Annotated in this window: 16 protein-coding genes; 2 read left to right on the top strand and 14 right to left on the bottom strand. The window is 47.0% G+C overall.

Annotation, left to right across the window (positions count from 1 at the left end; translation table 11 throughout):
* Positions 1–58 precede the first annotated feature (58 nt).
* The 5 genes from DRW41_RS11610 to DRW41_RS11595 form a co-directional block, all read right to left on the bottom strand.
* The gene (locus DRW41_RS11610) at positions 59–676 is read right to left on the bottom strand and encodes a LysE/ArgO family amino acid transporter (RefSeq protein WP_115452170.1); all 618 of its coding nucleotides are present in this window, start codon (positions 674–676) and stop codon (positions 59–61) included.
* 134 nt (positions 677–810) lie between these two features.
* A complete protein-coding gene (locus DRW41_RS11605; protein ID WP_115452169.1) occupies positions 811–2,271 on the bottom strand; it encodes a protein adenylyltransferase SelO in 1,461 nt (486 codons plus the stop codon).
* A 90-nt stretch (positions 2,272–2,361) separates the two neighbouring features.
* A complete protein-coding gene (locus DRW41_RS22980) occupies positions 2,362–2,514 on the bottom strand; it encodes a hypothetical protein (RefSeq protein WP_181884518.1) in 153 nt (50 codons plus the stop codon).
* 131 nt (positions 2,515–2,645) lie between these two features.
* The gene (locus DRW41_RS11600) at positions 2,646–3,911 is read right to left on the bottom strand and encodes an exo-beta-N-acetylmuramidase NamZ family protein (RefSeq protein ID WP_115452168.1); all 1,266 of its coding nucleotides are present in this window, start codon (positions 3,909–3,911) and stop codon (positions 2,646–2,648) included.
* 48 nt (positions 3,912–3,959) lie between these two features.
* A complete protein-coding gene (locus DRW41_RS11595; RefSeq protein ID WP_115452167.1) occupies positions 3,960–5,654 on the bottom strand; it encodes a serine hydrolase domain-containing protein in 1,695 nt (564 codons plus the stop codon).
* Between the two features lie 507 nt (positions 5,655–6,161).
* On the opposite strand from DRW41_RS11595, the gene DRW41_RS11590 reads away from it, so the two are divergent.
* A complete protein-coding gene (locus DRW41_RS11590; RefSeq protein ID WP_115452166.1) occupies positions 6,162–6,887 on the top strand; it encodes a DUF981 domain-containing protein in 726 nt (241 codons plus the stop codon).
* Between the two features lie 115 nt (positions 6,888–7,002).
* Here DRW41_RS11590 and DRW41_RS11585 read toward each other — a convergent pair whose 3' ends face one another.
* The gene (locus DRW41_RS11585) at positions 7,003–7,980 is read right to left on the bottom strand and encodes a Rieske 2Fe-2S domain-containing protein (RefSeq protein ID WP_115452300.1); all 978 of its coding nucleotides are present in this window, start codon (positions 7,978–7,980) and stop codon (positions 7,003–7,005) included.
* A 296-nt stretch (positions 7,981–8,276) separates the two neighbouring features.
* Here DRW41_RS11585 and DRW41_RS11580 point away from each other — a divergent pair, with 296 nt between their 5' ends.
* A complete protein-coding gene (locus DRW41_RS11580; protein ID WP_115452165.1) occupies positions 8,277–9,620 on the top strand; it encodes a uracil-xanthine permease family protein in 1,344 nt (447 codons plus the stop codon).
* A gap of 183 nt (positions 9,621–9,803) precedes the next feature.
* Here the strand turns inward: DRW41_RS11580 and DRW41_RS11575 are convergent, their stop codons facing one another.
* The 8 genes from DRW41_RS11575 to DRW41_RS11540 form a co-directional block, all read right to left on the bottom strand.
* Positions 9,804–11,144 carry an acetyl-CoA hydrolase/transferase family protein gene (locus DRW41_RS11575; RefSeq protein ID WP_115452164.1) on the bottom strand — a complete coding sequence of 447 codons (1,341 nt, stop codon included), beginning with the start codon at positions 11,142–11,144 and terminating at the stop codon, positions 9,804–9,806.
* Positions 11,128–12,171, bottom strand: a complete 1,044-nt coding sequence (locus tag DRW41_RS11570) for a 3-oxoacyl-ACP synthase (protein ID WP_115452163.1) — start codon at positions 12,169–12,171, stop codon at positions 11,128–11,130. The genes DRW41_RS11575 and DRW41_RS11570 overlap by 17 nt, the downstream gene beginning before the upstream one ends.
* Before the next feature lie 49 nt (positions 12,172–12,220).
* Positions 12,221–13,039, bottom strand: a complete 819-nt coding sequence (locus tag DRW41_RS11565) for an alpha/beta fold hydrolase (protein WP_115452162.1) — start codon at positions 13,037–13,039, stop codon at positions 12,221–12,223.
* 299 nt (positions 13,040–13,338) lie between these two features.
* A complete protein-coding gene (locus DRW41_RS11560) occupies positions 13,339–14,592 on the bottom strand; it encodes an ABC transporter substrate-binding protein (protein WP_115452161.1) in 1,254 nt (417 codons plus the stop codon).
* A gap of 69 nt (positions 14,593–14,661) precedes the next feature.
* Entirely contained in the window at positions 14,662–15,369 is a 708-nt protein-coding gene (locus tag DRW41_RS11555) for an ABC transporter ATP-binding protein (protein ID WP_115452160.1), read from the bottom strand.
* Positions 15,362–16,144, bottom strand: a complete 783-nt coding sequence (locus tag DRW41_RS11550; protein WP_115452159.1) for an ABC transporter ATP-binding protein — start codon at positions 16,142–16,144, stop codon at positions 15,362–15,364. Before DRW41_RS11550 ends, DRW41_RS11555 begins: the two co-directional genes overlap by 8 nt.
* A gap of 2 nt (positions 16,145–16,146) precedes the next feature.
* On the bottom strand, positions 16,147–17,151 hold the full coding sequence (locus tag DRW41_RS11545) for a branched-chain amino acid ABC transporter permease (protein ID WP_115452158.1): 1,005 nt from the start codon (positions 17,149–17,151) through the stop codon (positions 16,147–16,149).
* Positions 17,152–17,154: 3 nt separating this feature from the next.
* Positions 17,155–18,027 (bottom strand): branched-chain amino acid ABC transporter permease, encoded by an 873-nt coding sequence (locus DRW41_RS11540; protein ID WP_115452157.1) that lies wholly within the window; start codon positions 18,025–18,027, stop codon positions 17,155–17,157.
* Positions 18,028–18,143 lie beyond the last annotated feature (116 nt).

Below are 18,143 nucleotides of genomic sequence, written 5' to 3'. Positions count from 1 at the left end.
TCTCCACAAGGAAAAGACTCAAAAAAACCCATATAAAACGACTACACTCATTCCGATTTTAAAAGAGTGAGAGTATCTGATACCCCATATACAGCGCCATTCCCCAAACGATGAGAGCCGAAGCCTGGTTAAGCAGCTTCAGTAAAGGTCCTTTCCCGCCAATCTGTCCAATTCTTCTGCCCGCGACAGCCAGCCCAAAAAACCAAATCCATGAAACACCTACGCAAGCCAATGCGAATAGCCATTTATCCGACCCTGCATAAACGAGCGATGCCGTTCCGATTACCCCTATTGTGTCCATAATCGCATGAGGATTGAGGAGCGAGACGGATGCGGCGAACATGACTTGCCTCCTCGCGGAAAACGATGCCTGCTGTCCATCCCGGACCGTATCGCCCGCCGATTTCCAAATGGACCAGCCCATATACGCGAGAAACAAGAATCCAACTATAAAAAGTAAATTCCGGATCCACTCAAAATTGAAGACTATCACCGATACGCCCGCAACCGCCATTGTAATCAAAAGCGTGTCGCATATCCCCGCTGTTACAACCGCAGGAACGGCCCCTGAGAACTTCCTATGTGCAGCCCCTTGATTAAAAACAAAAACATTTTGCACCCCTAATGGCAAAATCAAGCCAAATGCCAAAACAATCCCATGAACAAGCGCTTCCATCCTATCTCCCAGCCTTCCATTTCCTAAGCCTAGAACTGCTTCCTTTATATACGTAGATAATCTATTACACTCAATAGAAAAAGGCAACCAATTTATAATGGAGCCCTTTTCTTATGTTCGTATACGATTTTTTATTATGTTCCGCAAAAAGTCCTGTAAGGGCGTCCCGCAGCTTCAGGAAGTGTGCAGTACTCTTCATGCTCCGGAGAGTGGGCGTATGGATCCGACAAAGCTGTGAGGAGCCTTTCCATCACGCTGTAATCACCATTCTTTACAGCCGCATCAAGCGCCTCTTCCACCCGATGGTTTCTTGGGATAACCGCGGGATTGCTTCGCCTCATCAACTCAAGGGAAACTTCCTTCGGATCCTTTTGCCTTCCAAGCCGCTCCTGCCACCGCGCATGCCATTTTTCAAACTCTTCTTTTCCATGAAAGACGGTATCCTCCAGCTTGTCGAAGGTTAAAGCACGGAACGTATTTGTATAATCAGCACGGTATTTTTCCACTAAATTGAGAAGGTCGCTTATAAGTGTTTCATCCTCGGCCTCCTCGTCGGTTAGGCCAAGCTTTGCCCTCATACCGTCCAGCCAATACGATTGGAACTGTTTCGCAAAACCGGAAATGGCCTCATTGGCCATTTTAAGAGCCTCCTCCTCGTCTTCATGAAGAAGCGGCAAAAGCGTTTCGGCGAAACGGGCGAGATTCCATGCCCCGATATACGGCTGATTGCCATAGGCGTAGCGGCCCTCCCTGTCGATTGAGCTGAACACAGTCGCCGGGTCGTACACATCCATGAATGCGCACGGGCCATAGTCAATCGTCTCGCCGCTTATCGTCATGTTGTCGGTATTCATGACCCCATGGATGAATCCGGCAAGCTGCCATTGGGAAATCAGCTTGGCCTGCCGCTTTATGACTTTCGTCAGCAGTGAAAAATACTTATTCCCGTCTGATTCCACTTCCGGATAATGCCTCTTAATCGCATAATCGGCAAGGGCCCGCAGTTCAGCGATTTCGCCCATACCGGCAGCATATTGGAACGTGCCGACGCGGAGGTGGCTCGCCGCCACACGCGTGAGGATCGCACCGGGCAGCTCGGTCTCACGGTATACCGGTTCCCCTGTTTCAACAACCGCCAGGCTGCGGGTCGTCGGGATGCCAAGCGCATGCATCGCTTCACTGATGATGTATTCCCTAAGCATCGGGCCAAGCGCGGCGCGTCCATCTCCCCCGCGCGAATAAGGCGTCCTGCCCGGGCCTTTCAGCTGGATATCAAACCTTTTTCCATCGGGGCTGATATGCTCTCCGAGGAGGATAGCCCGCCCGTCCCCGAGCATTGTAAAATGGCCGAACTGATGGCCCGCGTATGCCTGGGCCAATGGAACCGCACCCTCAGGCACCCGGTTCCCCGCCAAAACCCCAACGCCTTCGTCCGCAGACAACTGCTTCGCATCAAGCCCGAGCGATTCCGCAAGCGGACCATTAAGGACCGCGAGCTTCGGAGCACGGACCGGATCCGGGTCCAGCATCGTATAAAATGGCTTCGGAAGCCTTATATAACTGTTGTTAAAATTCCAGCCTATTTCGTTTCCCATGGAATCTCCTTTCCCAATCCATAGTCTTCGTACAAATAACAAGATGTTTCATTATACCCTTTCTTTCCCAAAAAGACGCCAATTTTGCACTTACTCTAAATCGGATGAGTCATCATAGTCATAGCGAAAGCCGTCCTGCTGGGCATTGTCTTCCTTTTCATTCGTAAATCGATAGCCTACATGGATCATGCCCGCTTTCGATTTATCCGGAAGCCTGCCATCCTGCTTATTTTCCTTATCCACTTGTACCGCCTCCTTCCGTTTTATTTTTACTATCCCAAGAAACGGCCTTAGGTATTCCGGCTATGTGTTTCTCTTAAAATTCGGGCGGAAAAAATCGCCGCCCCAGCCGGAACGGCGATTTTTCCAAAAAGTTAGTAGAGCAGATAGTTCTCCCTGACCTGTTTGAATTGTTCAAGCCCGCCTTCCCACTGGGCCTTCATTTCATCGACGGACTTCCCGCTTTCAATCGCATCCCTTACCCTGCCGTTTCCGATCAATAGATCGAAGAACGAAATGCCTTTGCTGTCCGGCGCGCGGAATTGGAAGTCGTTTGGATACAGATCATGGATCGCCTTCACAATATGAAGGCCTGTTTCAACCGGTTTGAATGAATCACGGTCAGTGATATGGATTTGGATTCCATGGGAGAGAACCCCGGAATGCTTCGAGAACGTCGGAATGAACGACGCTGCCCTGAACTTCACTCCAGGCAGATTTAAGGCGTTCAGTTTCGCAGCGAGGTCATCGGCGTTAATAAATGGAGCGCCGATCAGCTCGAACGGCTTCGTTGTCCCTCGCCCTTCCGATACATTGGTCCCTTCAATCAATGCCGCGCCCGGGTAAACCAATGCGGTTTCCAATGTCGGCATATTCGGGGATGGCATCACAAATTCAAGAGGGGTTTCATCAAAATACATGTTGCGCTTCCAGCCGTTCATCTCGACAACCGTTAAATCCGCCCCGATGTTGAATTCTTTGTTGAACATCATCGCTAGCTCACCAACGGTCATCCCATGCCTGAGCGGAATCGGATAGTTTCCGACAAAGGAAGTATACTTCGATGCATCAAGCACCGGCCCTTCAACTTTAGTCCCGCCAAGCGGGTTCGGGCGGTCGAGGACGATGAACGGAATATTATTTTCCTTCGCGGCTTCCATCGCATAGGCCATCGTATAGATATACGTATAGAATCTTGTCCCTACATCCTGGATATCGAACAGGAGGACGTCAACATCCTTAAGCATTTCCGGAGTTGGTTTCTTCGTTTTTCCGTACAGGCTGTAAACAGGCAGTTTCGTTTTTTCATCGATATAATATTCCACGTACTGGCCGGCCTGGGCGCTTCCCCGCACCCCGTGCTCAGGGCCGTACAATGCCGTCAGCTGCACATCCGGGTCATTGAAAAGCAAGTCAACAATACTGACAAGATTTTGGTCGACCCCGGTCGGATTCGTAATCAGTCCGACCCGCTTGCCTTTAATTAAGTCCTTATGCTCCTTCAAGAGCGCCTCGGCGCCAACCATGAACTTTTTATGATCCTGGCTTTTCCCCTTGCCTTTGTCATGGTTTGCCAACGCCACTGTTAAGGAAGACAGGATCAGGATTACGGTAACCACCGCTGAAAGCCATTTTTTCAAAACAATCACCCCTGTTTTAAAATTTATTTCATCCTACCAATTACTACCCTAATAGATTCTCTGTTCCCAGCCATCTCCTTTAAAAATTGGCTCTACACTCTTGCCATCCGCACCTTCAAGCTTGATGTTATCGACATACCAGCCGCGGCCGTTCACCGTGCTATCGGTTTCATATCTGAAACGGACAAATTTGGCGATTTCCGGCAGGTGCGCCTCAACATCGATCCAGCCATCGCTGTTGCCTGTAAATCGCTTTGCCTTCGTCCAGTTCAAGCCGTCCATGGACCATTCTAGATAGCCATAATCCGAATCCTTTTCTATTCGGTGCCATGTATTAAAAGTAAGCCTTGCTGGCTGGGTTAATTCCACCGCAGCCGTTAGAGTACGCTGCAGTTTATCGCCGTAGCCTGCGAACCATGCCTGTCCATCGGGAATCGAAACAGGGATGGCGTCCGCAACCTGCCTCGCAAATGCTCTCCTAGCGGTATTGGTTGTAACCGTATTCCGGGTCGGATGCACCCTGTTGGTAAGTAAAATCGCGATTGTATCATTAGCCCTGTTCACAACGATAGAAGTTCCCGTGTAGCCTGTATGCCCAAGCGCGGATTCATCCGCAAGGGCATCCATGAACCATCCCTGGGCGATTTCCCATCCCAGTCCATGGTCGTTCCCCGGAAATTCGGGAATCTGGTTTTCCACAAGCATCCTGACTGTTTCGGCCCTAAGGATTTGCTTGCCCCCATAGCGGCCGTCATTCAAATACATGTGGGCCAGTTTCGCCAAATCCTCAGCGGTCGAAAAGACCCCCGCGTGCCCGGCTACCCCGTCAAGAGCCCATGCATTTTCATCATGGACTTCGCCCCAAACAATCCCCCTGTTCGTCCACGGCTGGTACTCTGTTGCCGCAATCCTGTCTTTTAAAGCGGCCGGCGGGTTGTACATTGTATCCTTCATTTCCAATGGTTCCGTAATATACTCTTTGACAAATTCATCCTGCCGCTTTCCTGATAGCCGTTCGATTAAAACCCCGAGTGTTATCATGTTCAAATCACTGTATGTATACTTGCTGCCGGGAGGATTGCTTAACGGCTCATTCAAAACGAGCTTGATCCTGTCTTCGCGGCTGTTCCCTTTTGTGTAAAGGGGAATCCATGCGGCGAACCCCGAAGTATGGGTCATCAGCTGGCGAATCGTTACGTTTCCCTTTCCATTGGCCGCAAATTCAGGGATATACTCCGCAACCTTATCATCAAGGCCGAACTGCCCTCGGTCATAAAGGATCATTGCCGCCGTTGTCGTAAAAATTTTACTGATTGAAGCAAGATCAAAAATCGTATCTTCCCGCATCTTAATTGGATTTCCAGACTCCGTGAATTGATCGTCCTCATACCGGTAGGCATATCCATAGGCATCATGCTTTACAATGTGGCCGCTGCGCGCGGCAAACGCCACCGCCCCAGGCATCGCCCCTTCGGAAATGAATTTGTTCAATTGGGCATCAATTCCGTCCAACGGCTCTTGAATCATTCCCGCTCCCTTGATTGAGCCTTTATGGAGGGTTGGTGAAAGCGGACCCGGGTTGCCCCAGGTAAAAACTGGGTGAATATTCTCACCGGCGGCTTTTACCGTATTTTTCTCTTCTGACATTCGCGGAACCTGATTTGCTTCCGCGCTGGTTAGCGGAATTAGCGCGCCGCAGCTGAGAACGGCGGCCAACGTGATTGTAATCGGTTTTTTCATCATGTTCCCTCCCAAGAATGAAAAGGCTTTCATTAATATACTCAGCTTAGCTAATCTAACAACTAGCTGTCTATACCACCTTGGACCCATCTATGAGACAAGCCTTTCATCCCTTGTGCATCTTGCAGGAATAAAGCACCCCCTTTCAGACAAAATTTTCAAAATAATAAAGGGAGGGTAAGGAATGTTACCTGGAAACCGGGACTTTTTGGCTAACCTCCTTCGCGCCCATCCCTCCAACCGTTTTTATTCGTTTGCACAATTAGATTTTTATTTCACCTGAACGATTCAAGTGATCCCCCTTAACCAAAAACCTATTTTTATAAAACAAGTATATTTTCCACATTTTGATGGAATTATGATTATTAACAACTAGAACTCATTTAAGTTCCGCTTCTCAAATTCAGGGTTACTGTAATTTTTCAGGAAACAGATTTATAGAAACTAATCTTTTTATTTTTCACAATGAACCAAAATGATATTTTACAATAGCATGAAAGGAGTTTGTTTATGGTTATTGACTGGTCTGTCACACAGGTTTACAACACCATCATGTCTATTTCAACAGGAGTCGGCCTGCTGCTTTTGATTCGTTTTGGGTCCCATCTTTCCCGGCGGAAAATTAGGCAATTAGAGGGATGGGCAATGGGATTTGCGATTCCAGGCTTTATCCTGACGCTGACTGGAGCCCATATGATATTAACTTGGCCATTATCGAAAATAGGATTTCCGTTCGATGACATTATTTTCGGGGAACCATCACTGGCGTTCGGGGTCATGCTGCTGGCCGCAGCAATCCTATTATGGAGGAAATCCAACCAGTATATCCGCCAGAATATTGATTTAAATGATTCCAAAGCAATATCTGAATTATTGCTCAGGGAGCTCCCTTACGCGATTAAACCTCTTTCTTATTTTGCCGCGGCCATGGGCCTCGCGCTGATCTCCATCGCTTGCGCCGGAATTGGTTTCCAATTATTTGCCGCTCCTCCTGAAGAGCCTATTTCGGGAACATTCGCGAATTATCCTTGGGTGGAAGCAATCTTTATGTCAGGGCTGATCGGTATCACCGGCATAGGGGCCATCCTCCTGCCGTTTATGTTAAAAGATAGTGCCAATCCAGCGATACGCTCAGTTGTAAAATACTGTTGGACGATAGCCGGGGTTGTCTTTATCCTGTTCGGGGCAATGAACTATTTTACCCATATTGGCTTGATTATTAATACTATGAAATAAAGGTATGATACGAAGTACCTGGTAATCCGAAAAGGAATACCAGGTATTTTTTAATATAAAAAAGACAGGAACGGGGTAAGTTCCTGTCTTTCAAACAATTAGTACGGCCGCCAGTTTAGTCAGTCCCCAGCGTTACGCCAACTCTCTTCAAATATTGTCTGTAGGCAATGCTCATCCGGTCGCATTTCAATGACAGCTCAGCCTGCAGATCAAGCGGAAGGTCCTCCGGCTTCTGGTTCTCCACTATCGGCTTGTCCTGGGCAAAAATCATGTCCTGGAACTCAATGACTTCCTGGTCGGTTGTGCCTGTTTCATAGTTAAAGGACATGATTCCATACGCAATGGACTTGCTTTCGTCAACCGGAAGGATGGTTAGCAAAATAGTCATTTTGTTGTCCGTTTCCGGGTCCCTTTTGGTGAACAGGACAGTCAATGGACCGAGAATTTCATACGTATAATAAACATCCTTGGCCACCCCCGTGCCATCCGGATCCGGCTGGAAGACCGCGATTTCATCACAGAAGATCCTGTTTCCTTCAGTATGGACTTCATAATCGCCGATAACAGGATGCTCCTGCACCCCAAGAAAGCCTTCATGGATGAAAGCCAGATGGCCGACATCTAGGAAGTTCTCGACAACCCTTGGCGGCTTCGCATTTACCTGCTGCGGGCCCCAAAGGATATTGCGGTAGCTACGGTCATTATATTGAGGGTAGGAAAAGAACTCCGGGTTGTTGTTATTAAAATTAATCCAGACAAAACCATACGCTTCCTTGCAGGCATATTTGAATGCTCTTGCCTTTAAAGGAATCGATCTTCCTTCTGGGAGTTGGGGAATTTTTGTACACGCACCGTCCGAGTTGTATTCCCAACCATGATATGGGCAGACAAGATTTCCATCTTTGACGCAGCCAAGCGACAAGGCTGCGCCACGGTGGATACATAAATCCTTAAAAGCATGGATTCCTTCTTCATTCCGGAAAAGAACCACTCTCTCCCCCATGACAATCACCTGTAGCGGCTTCTCTTTTACATCTTCTATTTTACAAGCTACAATCCAGTCGCTGCGTAAAACGTTATCCTCCACAATCACTTTTATCACTCCCATAAAATTCTCTCTATCTATATTTTATGAGGAAAAAAATTAAAGTCAATACAAAACACGAACATTATTATTAGAAAAAATATAATTATACGCTTTTAGGGGTTTACTTCTTGTAAATCCTTATTTATAATTCAACTATAATTTTCAAATTTGTAGATAGCAGAGAATTCTTCAAGAGCAAATAACAGTAAAAATTACACTTCAAATCTACTAATCGAATGACCAATTTGCCAAACCTATCGTTCTATTAAACCAAAATAATAATAATAAAGGAGTTTTACTCAGTGGATCAAAACAGCCAAAACACGAACATTGCAGTGGGGATTGACGAAAAAATCAGTTGGAGGAAGGCGTTCCTGCTCGGCATGCAGCACGTACTTGCAATGGACCTGTACATCGCGCCAATTATTATTGCCGGATTGCTTTCACTGGATTCAATGAACACAACCTTCTTTATTCAAATGTGTTTTCTTGCAGCCGGACTGGCGACATTGATTCAGACAATCGGCGGCCTGCGCCTTCCTGTCGTCCAGGGTCCATCCTATGTCCCGATCGGCGCTTTGGCCGCGATTGGCGGAAAGCTTGGAATGGGAGCTGTTTTCGGAAGCCTTTTGCCAGGCGCCTTGATTATCGCGATTCTCGGATATCCATTAAAGTGGTTCGCGAAGGCTGTCAAAAAAATCATCCCGCCTCTTGTCGGCGGAACGGTCATTGTCATCGTAGGCATTTCGTTAATGCCAAGTGCTTTTAATAGCATTTATACTTCTCCCGGAAATGTCGGGCACAACGTTTTGATTGCATTTGTATCCGCCGCGGTATTGGTCACTTGCATTCTTCTAGGACGGAAAGCGAAGGGGTACGGAACTTTTTTCCGCCTCGTCTCCGTTATCCTGGCGATTGTCGCCGGAACCATTACAGCATCGTTTTTTGGCACCATCGATTTCTCTTCTGTTAAAAATGCTGCGTGGATTTCTTTCCCAAGCCTTTTCCCATTCGGGAAACCGGTTTTTGACTTACAGGCAATCCTGACGATGGTCTTTATTTATATGATCATCCTTATCGAAACAACCGGCACCTGGTTTGTCGTTTCTACTGTTACGGGCAGTGAATTAAATGAAAAGAGATTGAACAAGGCTTCTTTTGGCGAAGGCCTTGGCTGCTTCGTCGGTTCCCTTTTCGGCGGAACGCCAATGACGGGGTATTCATCCAACGCCGGCATTATCGCCATCACAGGTGTCGCGAGCAGGATGGCGATTATCGCCGCCGGAATCATCCTCATCGCACTCGGGCTTGTTCCTAAATTATCTGCGATCATCACCTGTGTTCCCCAGCCCGTCATCCAGGGAATTTTCGGGGTCGTATGTGTAGCCATCGTCATGAACGGGCTCAAGGTCATCCAAAATGTCGAAATTGATGACCGAAACATGATCGTCATTGGGGTTCCGATCCTTTTAACGGTAGGCACCATGGTTCTTCCGAAAGAAATCCTGTACAGCGTACCGGATTTTGCGAATTACATCCTTTCATCCGGAACGGCCGTCGGCGCCATCGCGGTGCTCATCCTAAATTTGGTTGTCCCTCACGAACGGAAACCAGCCGCTCCATCAGAAGCAAAACCGGTCTCTTAGGAACACAAAAAAATCACCCTCGCTCCGCCGCATTTGGCTAGAGCCGGGTGATTTTTTATTAAAGGCTGAACATATTTCGAATTCCCATTGGTTGGTCTTTCCTTTAATTTTGTTCAAAACTTCACATAATTCCCATGTAAAATAAGAGAATGGTAAAAACCTTTCTCTTATCCATTAGGCTACTTACCAAATCATTAATTCGTTTGCTTCACGCCTTAGTTGCTCACGGAAATCAGGGTGGGCGATGGCTATCAGCTTTTCTACCCTTTCCCTGATGGAGGTGCCTTTTAGGTGGGCAACGCCGTATTCGGTTACAACGTAGTCGACATCGTTTCGGGACAGTGAAACGACGGCACCAGGAGTAAGTCTAGGCACTATTTTCGAAATCGTTTTCCGCTCGCTGCTTCCAGGAACTCTGATATTAGCAGTTGAGTAAAGGGCAATGAATGACTTGCCACCTTTTGAAAGCTGGGCTCCAATTGCTGTGTCCGCCTGGCCTCCGGTACCGCTGAACTGGCGATGGCCGATCGATTCGGAGCAACATTGGCCGGTCAGGTCTATTTCCATGGTCGTGTTAATGGAAACCATCTTATGGTTCTGTCCTATCACATATGGATCATTTACGTAACTTCCATTCAAAATGACGACCCCTGGATTGTTGTTGATAAAATCGTACAGCTTCTTCGTGCCGAGAGCGAAGGTTGCGACCATCTTGCCTGGCTGCAATGTTTTTTTCCTTCCGGTTATGACGCCCGCTTCAAATAAATCCACCATTCCGTCGGTAAACATTTCGGTATGGATCCCGAGGTCCTTTTTATTCATGAGCTCGGCTGAGACGGCGTTCGGGATGCCGCCGATGCCAAGCTGGATCGTGGAGCCGTCTTCAATCAATTCTGCAATCTGCCTGCCGATGATCCGGTCTTTTTCATTTGGCTCTGATGATGGAAAAAGTGGGATATCGTAATCGGCTTCAACACAAAAGTCGATTTCGGAAATATGAATGATTGTGTCGCCAAAGGTCCGTGGCATCTTCGGGTTGACCTCCAGAATCACTAGGTCCGCGACTTGGGCGATTTCTTTTTCATAAGTCGCACTTAAGGAAAGGGACAGATAGCCATGCTCATCCATCGGTGAAGCGGTGCCAATAAAAATGTTGGTATGGCGGTGTTCGTTTCGCCTTACACCCGCAAAATGGAGATGGTTTGGGATGTAGGAAACAGTGCCTGCCTCGTGCATTTTTCTTACAGCAGGCATATAGAACCACCCCTCCATCAAAAATTGATTTTTATAGGCTGGGTCGCAAAAGTATGGATATTCAAGGATTGGCAAACACGTCGAGACTCTTACATCGGTAACATCCTCAGAAATCGTATGAAGTTTGGAAAGCATATCCCTTGGTTCTGCAGCCGCAAGTGCCGAGACGATATGGTCCCCGGTTTTGACAAAGCTCAATGCTTTTTCAACTGTTATTTTTTTTGATAAATAAAGGTCATGATACTTATTCGGTTTAGACACAGTGTTCATTTTCTATCGGCCCCCATTTAATGACATTCGCTGCCCAGGCATAGCCAATTCCCGCTGAAATCATTGAAATCAAGGTACCGTCAGTTACTTTGCCCTGCTCCAATGCCAAGTGTAGGGAAAGAATCTGATCCACCTGGCCCATATGGCCAAAGTCGCTTAAATAGATTGATTGGTCTTCAGTCAGGCCAAGCAGGTCAAGCAGATACTTGTGCATGGAATATTTGAAATGAAGGACTGCCAGGTAGCCAAGCTCTTCTTTAGCCACTTTCGACTTTTTGAATGCCCGGTCGATACAGTGCAGCCAGTTAGGCATGGAAACCTCGTTCAAGCGATCCTTCATATGCTTTTCATCGAATAGCCTTAAAGATTTGTAGGCTTCGTTTAGATTTTCGCTGGTAATCGGCTTTTCGGTTCCGCCGAATTCCACTCCGGCGTCACGCGCCATTGTTCCGTCTGTCATAATATGCGAGCCTAATAGGAGGTTGCGTCCGAAGTTCTTTTTTAAAATAATCGCTCCCGCTCCTGCTGATAGGTTATACATCATCGACATCGCCCGGTCGGTGTAATCGACGAAATCGCCGTTGCGGTAGCCGCCGACAATCATGACGGTATTAATTTCATCGTCTGAAAGCATCATGTCTTTTGCTATTTTCATGGCCGAGACTGCTGTACAGCAGCGCTGCTGGAAATCGATGCCCCATGCATTGGCTGCACCTATTTTTTCCTGGATGTAAATGGCGGAAGTGGTGAGCGGGTATTCCTTCCACTCTTCTCCGATTGAGATGACCAAATCTATTTCCTTCGGGTCGATTCCGGTGTTCTTTAGTGCATCCAGGCCAGCCCGGACGCCCATTTCCTGTGTCCCGTCATGTTCGCCGGGAACCCGCTTTTCTTTTATCCCCAACTTTTGGGTGATAGCCTCTTCCGTCCAGACGCCGTTCGTTGCGTCAGCAATGTCTTTCGCGGTCATTTTATGGGCTGGGATATAGATGCCTGTTCCGACAACTCCAACATGGTTGGCTGTCATCCTTAACGCCTCCTGTCTATCGTTATCCAGACTGCTTTTAGCACCTGGTTCATTTTAGAAAGCTGGATACGTTACCTTTCAAAAAATCTATGATTAATTGGTTGGTCTGTTTGGGCTTCTCCATAAAAAACAGATGTCCCGCATCATCTAAGATGATTGTTCTTGAATGGGCGATTTTTTCATGAAGAAGCTGTGCATTTTCAAAAGGTACGACTCGATCACCTCGACCTGCGAGTATGAGCGTTTCAGCGACTATGGTGTCTACCTTGTTTTCACTATTAAAGGACGCACCGGCAAACAACTGCCGCTGATATGCCTGTTTTGGCTGTGGATTATTTCTCTGCTCTTGCAGGATAAAATCAAGAATGTCCTGGTTTTCGTTCAAGGTCCCTTCGTTTAAAGCGGTGGAAACAGCGTATCTCGCTTTTTCAGGCGGCCCATCCTTGCTTGCACCCCGGAGCATAATTTCCAGCGTTTCCTTCGGGATCGGGATACTGTTAGCGCCTCCGAATGAGGTGCAGCAAAGGATTAATTTATCAACCATTTCGGGATACGAGATGGCAAATTCCTGGGCGATGAAGCCTCCCATTGAAACTCCTAAAATATGAGCTTTATCAATATTCAAAGCTTTGAGGACCTCCGCAGTGTCCTCGGCAAACAGTTGGATCGTGTATTCCATTTCAGGCTTATCGGTATGCCCTACACCCCGGTTATCAAAGATAACGACCTTAAAATGGCTGGATAACTCTTCTACTTGCCGTCTCCACATCCAGCTTGCATACCCGAGACCCTCCAATAAGACAAGGGCAGGACCTTCTCCGTGTATTTCATAGTAAAATTCAATTCCATTTGCTTGTACTTTTGGCATAACCACTATCCCCCTTCTCTTGAAGCTCTACCCGCTGCTAGATAAAGTGTATGAATGTTCTTAGCTGACATTTTCCCATCGCCTTTATATATTTCTGAAAAAGCCCTACTGCCCTTTTTTCTGGCCCTGTCGATTTTTTGGACACTGTTCAGAAATCCAACATTTGATCCTCTATTTGAATAAGGGTTTCCTAAATGCCGGGAAAGAGCATTTAGGAACCCTTACTTTTAAAAATTTAGATCACCGATTTAGGTGCCCTACGGTTCGGGTTGGTTCATCTGGCCAGTTTCAGCACAGATTTATTCGAATTCTGTGAACTCGGAATCCAGGGTAAAGATAAATTTGCCTGATCCATCCTGGGCGACTTTGCTCAGTGCCATTTTGGTTACGCCTTCGCGCTTGCCATCCACATAGCTGATTTCAGGAGCAAGGCCTTCCGTGAACGTCATGCCGTCCATTGCTTCAACAAAGCCTTCCCATGACAGGTCATCCCCTGCCGCCTTCAGCCCTGCAATGAATGTTTCGGCCGCAACCCAGCCAGCCATTGTGTAAGCATTGATTACCTTTTGTTCAGGGAAGTATTTTGCCATTGCGTCCATCAGCGGTTGAAGCTTTGCAGCATCGGCATTGACCCAGCCCATGACATAGAGGTTCTTGATTACATTCGGAGCTCCTGGTGCTGCCAGTGCAAGGAAGGATGCATCGGCGTTTGAATAGGTTGTGATCATTGGGACGTTGAAGTTCACTTTCTCGAATTCTTTCAAAATACCAGTCGTTGCGCCTGCAAGGCTGTAGACGATTACGACATCAGGGTTAAGGCTCTTTGCTTTTTGGACCGGTACTGTGAAGTCAGTATCCGCGGCATTGATTGCCAATTTGCCTTCTTCTTTAAGGATGCCTTCCTGGCCAAGCGCCTTTAAGCCTTCCGCGAAACCTTCAACACCATCGCGGCCCACATCATCATTTTGATAAATGACAACAACATTTTTAGCGCTGAACTTTTCCACTGCGTACTTAGCCATCAGCTTGCCTTCATAGTAGTAATTTGGCTGGACAGGGAAGAAGTTTTTCCCGGATTGTGTTAGCTGCTTTGCTCCGGAGCCGAAGTAGACGGCTGGGATCCCTTCCTCTTTGACAATGCTTTCAGTCGCCATGACTCCTGGCGTGCCAAGCTGGCCGACAATAGCGAAAACTTCATCATCATAAACGAGTTCTTCCATTGCCTTTACAGCTTTATCCGGCTTGAATTCATCGTCTTTCTTAATTAGCTCAACGGTCCTGCCATTTACTCCACCTTCATCATTTACAGCTTTCAAATATGCTTCCATTCCTTCAAAGTATGGAGTGCCAATGAATGCTAACGCACCTGATTGGACGCCAATGGTACCGATTTTTACTGACTCATCGGTAACACCCTGGGCCAGTTCCACTTTTTCTGGTTCGTCCTTCTCGTCCTTGCTTGTTGTTTCATCACTGTTTGAACATGCCGCTACTGAAAACAGAAGAATCAATACTAAAGCCAACAATGAACCCTTTTTGAAAATTTTCCCCATGATTTTGATCTCCCTTTTTTTAATTTTTTCAACTATGCATCTAAGCATTTGCTTAGTAAATGCCGTGGGTTAATGGCCGCCGAGATAGGCCTGCTTGATTTTCGGATCATTCCTTATCAATTGCGCGGGCCCGTGATGAATGACTTTCCCAGTTTCGAGGATATAGGCATGATGGCTGATGGACAGGGCCTGGTTTGCATTTTGTTCGACAAGGAATACGGTGGTCCCCTGCCGGTTGATTTCCCGGATTATCGAAAAAATATCCTTTACAATCAGCGGTGCGAGGCCAAGGGAAGGCTCGTCGAGTAAAAGAAGTTTAGGTTTGTTCATCAACGCCCTTCCAATGGCCAGCATTTGCTGCTCCCCTCCGGATAAGGTCCCGGCATCCTGCTTTTCCCTCTCTTTTAATCTAGGAAAATAGGCAAATACTTTTTCAAGGGATTTGGCGGCTTCCTTTCGATCCTTTTGTGTATAGGCACCGATTTGCAGATTTTCCTTGACGGTCAGTTCGGGAAAAACTTGCCTTCCCTCCGGCGACTGAACGATTCCGAATTTCACGATCTTTTCGGGAGATTGGCCTGTCAAACTCTTATCGCCAAAGGTGATGCCGCCCTTTTGCGGCTTCATCAACCCGGAAATAACCTTCAATATCGTTGTTTTTCCCGCCCCGTTCGCACCCAAAAGGGTTACAATATTCCCTTCCTTTATTTCAAGAGATACATCCTTAAGGGCATGGATGTAGCCATAATAGGCATCGATGTTTTCGAGCTTAAGCATGCACCTCATCCTCCTTGCCAAGATACGCTTCCTGTACGGCTGGATGATTTTGGATTTCTTTTGGGCTGCCCTCTGCAATCTTGGAGCCAAAGTTTATCGCGCAAATTTTTTCACAAACCTCCATAACGAGGTTCATATCGTGTTCAACGAGGATGATGGTGACGTTAAATTCATCCCTGATTTTTTTAATAAGATTGGTTAGTGTTTGTGTTTCACTATGGTTCATCCCGGCAGCTGGTTCATCGAGGATGATCATTTTCGGATTGGACATCAGCGCCCGCCCGAGTTCGATCAGCTTCATTACCCCGTAAGGCTGGGCTGCCCCCGGGAAGTGTTCAATCCCCCTGATGCCCAGGAAATCCATAATATCGAGTGCCTTTTCGCGGATCCGCTTTTCTTCCTTTTTCACGAACGGGAGCCGGAAGCCCTGTGAGAGGATTCCTCCCTTTGTTATGCTGTGCTGGCCGATAATCAGGTTTTCGAGGACAGTCAAGTTTTTAAAAAGTTCGACATTCTGGAAAGTACGCACCAAACCGATGTCGACCATTTGATGGACCTTATAATCGAGCAGATTTATATGCCCTTGAAAGGTGAGTTTTCCTTTGTCCGGGGTATAGAATCGGCTAATGCAATTGAATACGGTTGTCTTGCCAGCGCCATTCGGTCCGATAAGGCCATAGATTGCATTTTTTTCAACGGTGAAGCTTAGATTGTCTATCGCCTTTAATCCTCCGAAGGAAATGGACAGGTCTTCTACCTGTAAGATCGGTTCCATCATTATCCCTCCACTCCCTTCGTCGGTTTCGTGTGCTTCGGCCTGCCAATGAATAGTGCTTTAAGCTGGGAACCTATTCGCGCAAGGCCATATGGGAAAAACATGATGACAAGGACAAGCGCGATCCCGGTAAAAATGCTTGCAACGTTCTTGATGTTCTGCAGCCACTCAATGTCTTTTACGAATTCAGGTACGAATACGATAAATGCCGCACCTAATACGCTTCCCGGTATGGATGCCAGGCCACCGATCACCACCATCGCCAATAAATTCAGTGACAGGTCGATTCCCCATTGATTCGGCTCTGTAAACCGGATCAAGTGTACATATAAAGATCCGCCGATGCCGGCGTAAAAAGCGCTTAGTGCAAAGGCAATCAATTTGTACTTGAATAAGCTGACGCCCATCGCCTGGGCCGCATGCTCACTATCACGGATCGCAATCAGTGCGCGGCCGGTTTTTGAAGATAAAAGGTTATGGGCAAACAGAATGAGCAAAACGCAGATGATGACCGCCAAAACGAAAAAGTGTTCACGTTCCCTCAAGGCGAAGCCAAAAATTTCAGGGGTGGCCGCCCGTGCCCCGGAGAATCCATTCGTAAAGGCAATCCATTCCTTAAAGGTCTGCTGGATGGCAACTCCAAAGCCAAGTGTCGCAATCGCGAGGTAATGGCCCTCAAGGCGAAGCGCCACCAGTCCAAGGATGAGCCCGATAACCATCGGAATCAGTCCGGATAGTAAGAGACTTACTAAAAACGGAAGTTCATAGTTTCCAGTAATATAAGCTGATAAATACGCTCCTAGCCCCATAAATGCCGCATGGCCAAGCGAAATTTGTCCCGCATAGCCGAGCAGGATGTTAAAGCCGATTGCAACGATTGCATAAATGACGATTAGGTTCATCATCGTCATCGTTGACCGCTCCATCTCAACCAGTAATGGAATCATCGCGACGATTAGCCCGGCCACTATATAGAGGAATGGTTTGTTTTTTAACAATCCCTTCATGCCTTACACCTTCTTCCGGTGGACTTTGCCGAAGAGTCCTGTAGGTTTGACGATTAGAATGATGATCAACAAAGCATAGACAATGACGGTTTTCCATTGCAGCGAGATGTAGTAGCCAACAAGGTTATCAAAAACCCCGATAACAAAACCGCCCACAACTGGCCCGACAAAGGATCCGAAACCGCCAAGGACGGCGGCAATGAATGATTTCAAATGTACTTCTCCCATCATCGTCGTCGAAACGTTCGTTGTCGGGGCAATCAGGATCCCCGCGATCGCTCCAAGTACAGTGGCGATGATCCATGACAAGGAATACACTTTCGAAACCGGAACTCCCATCAATTTTGCGGTTGTCTCATTTTGGGCAGTGGCACGGATGGCAATGCCAATCAATGTGTTTTTTATCAAATAGAATAAAATCATCATGATTACGAGTGTAATTGAGATGATAAAAATGGCGTTAGGCTGGATGATGACATTCCCGATGTTGATATTGTCCATGGTCAACGCTTTTCTGAATGGGTGCATATCAATTCCGAACAATGCGGATGCAACTCCGTTAAAAATCATAATAAGGCCGAGGGTGATGATCATTTTACTTACCAGGTTAGCCTTTGACGCGGGCCGTATGAAGACTCTTTCAACGAGGAAACCAAGGAAGACAGCAAATAAAACGGCTCCGATGAATGCAACTGGATAAGACATCGTTTGCTGAAATAGTGTAAAGGCGATAAAGCTGCTGAACATAGCCATTTCACCTTGAGCAAAGTTTATGACGTCAGAGGTCCGGTAAATCAGGACTAAACCCAAGGCAGCCAAAGCATACAAACTGCCTGTTTCCAATCCAGCTATGACATTTTGTAAAAATTCAACCATATCAATCCCTCCTTTTCTTTTTCGTACAGCTATACTTTCTTATATTGCAAATACCGTGCCAATTTTTAATAAAATGGTTATGCCGATTGGGTGAGGTTGCAAAAAACCCTTTATTT

Origin of the sequence: Neobacillus piezotolerans (assembly GCF_003362805.1) — a bacterium.
Taxonomy (GTDB): Bacteria; Bacillota; Bacilli; order Bacillales; family Cytobacillaceae; genus Bacillus_D; species Bacillus_D piezotolerans.
Note: the sequence above shows the minus strand (reverse complement) of the source record. Positions and strands in the feature narration are given on the sequence as shown.

Bases quoted from the DNA above. Each gene is read 5' to 3' on its own strand.
- DRW41_RS11610 (WP_115452170.1), bottom strand. From the start codon at position 676: ATGGAAGCGCTTGTTCATGGGATTGTTTTGGCATTTGGCTTGATTTTG.
- DRW41_RS11605 (WP_115452169.1), bottom strand. From the start codon at position 2,271: ATGGGAAACGAAATAGGCTGGAATTTTAACAACAGTTATATAAGGCTT.
- DRW41_RS11595 (WP_115452167.1), bottom strand. From the start codon at position 5,654: ATGATGAAAAAACCGATTACAATCACGTTGGCCGCCGTTCTCAGCTGC.
- DRW41_RS11590 (WP_115452166.1), top strand. From the start codon at position 6,162: ATGGTTATTGACTGGTCTGTCACACAGGTTTACAACACCATCATGTCT.
- DRW41_RS11575 (WP_115452164.1), bottom strand. From the start codon at position 11,144: ATGAACACTGTGTCTAAACCGAATAAGTATCATGACCTTTATTTATCA.
- DRW41_RS11570 (WP_115452163.1), bottom strand. From the start codon at position 12,171: ATGACAGCCAACCATGTTGGAGTTGTCGGAACAGGCATCTATATCCCA.
- DRW41_RS11565 (WP_115452162.1), bottom strand. From the start codon at position 13,039: ATGCCAAAAGTACAAGCAAATGGAATTGAATTTTACTATGAAATACAC.
- DRW41_RS11560 (WP_115452161.1), bottom strand. From the start codon at position 14,592: ATGGGGAAAATTTTCAAAAAGGGTTCATTGTTGGCTTTAGTATTGATT.
- DRW41_RS11555 (WP_115452160.1), bottom strand. From the start codon at position 15,369: ATGCTTAAGCTCGAAAACATCGATGCCTATTATGGCTACATCCATGCC.
- DRW41_RS11550 (WP_115452159.1), bottom strand. From the start codon at position 16,144: ATGGAACCGATCTTACAGGTAGAAGACCTGTCCATTTCCTTCGGAGGA.
- DRW41_RS11545 (WP_115452158.1), bottom strand. From the start codon at position 17,151: ATGAAGGGATTGTTAAAAAACAAACCATTCCTCTATATAGTGGCCGGG.
- DRW41_RS11540 (WP_115452157.1), bottom strand. From the start codon at position 18,027: ATGGTTGAATTTTTACAAAATGTCATAGCTGGATTGGAAACAGGCAGT.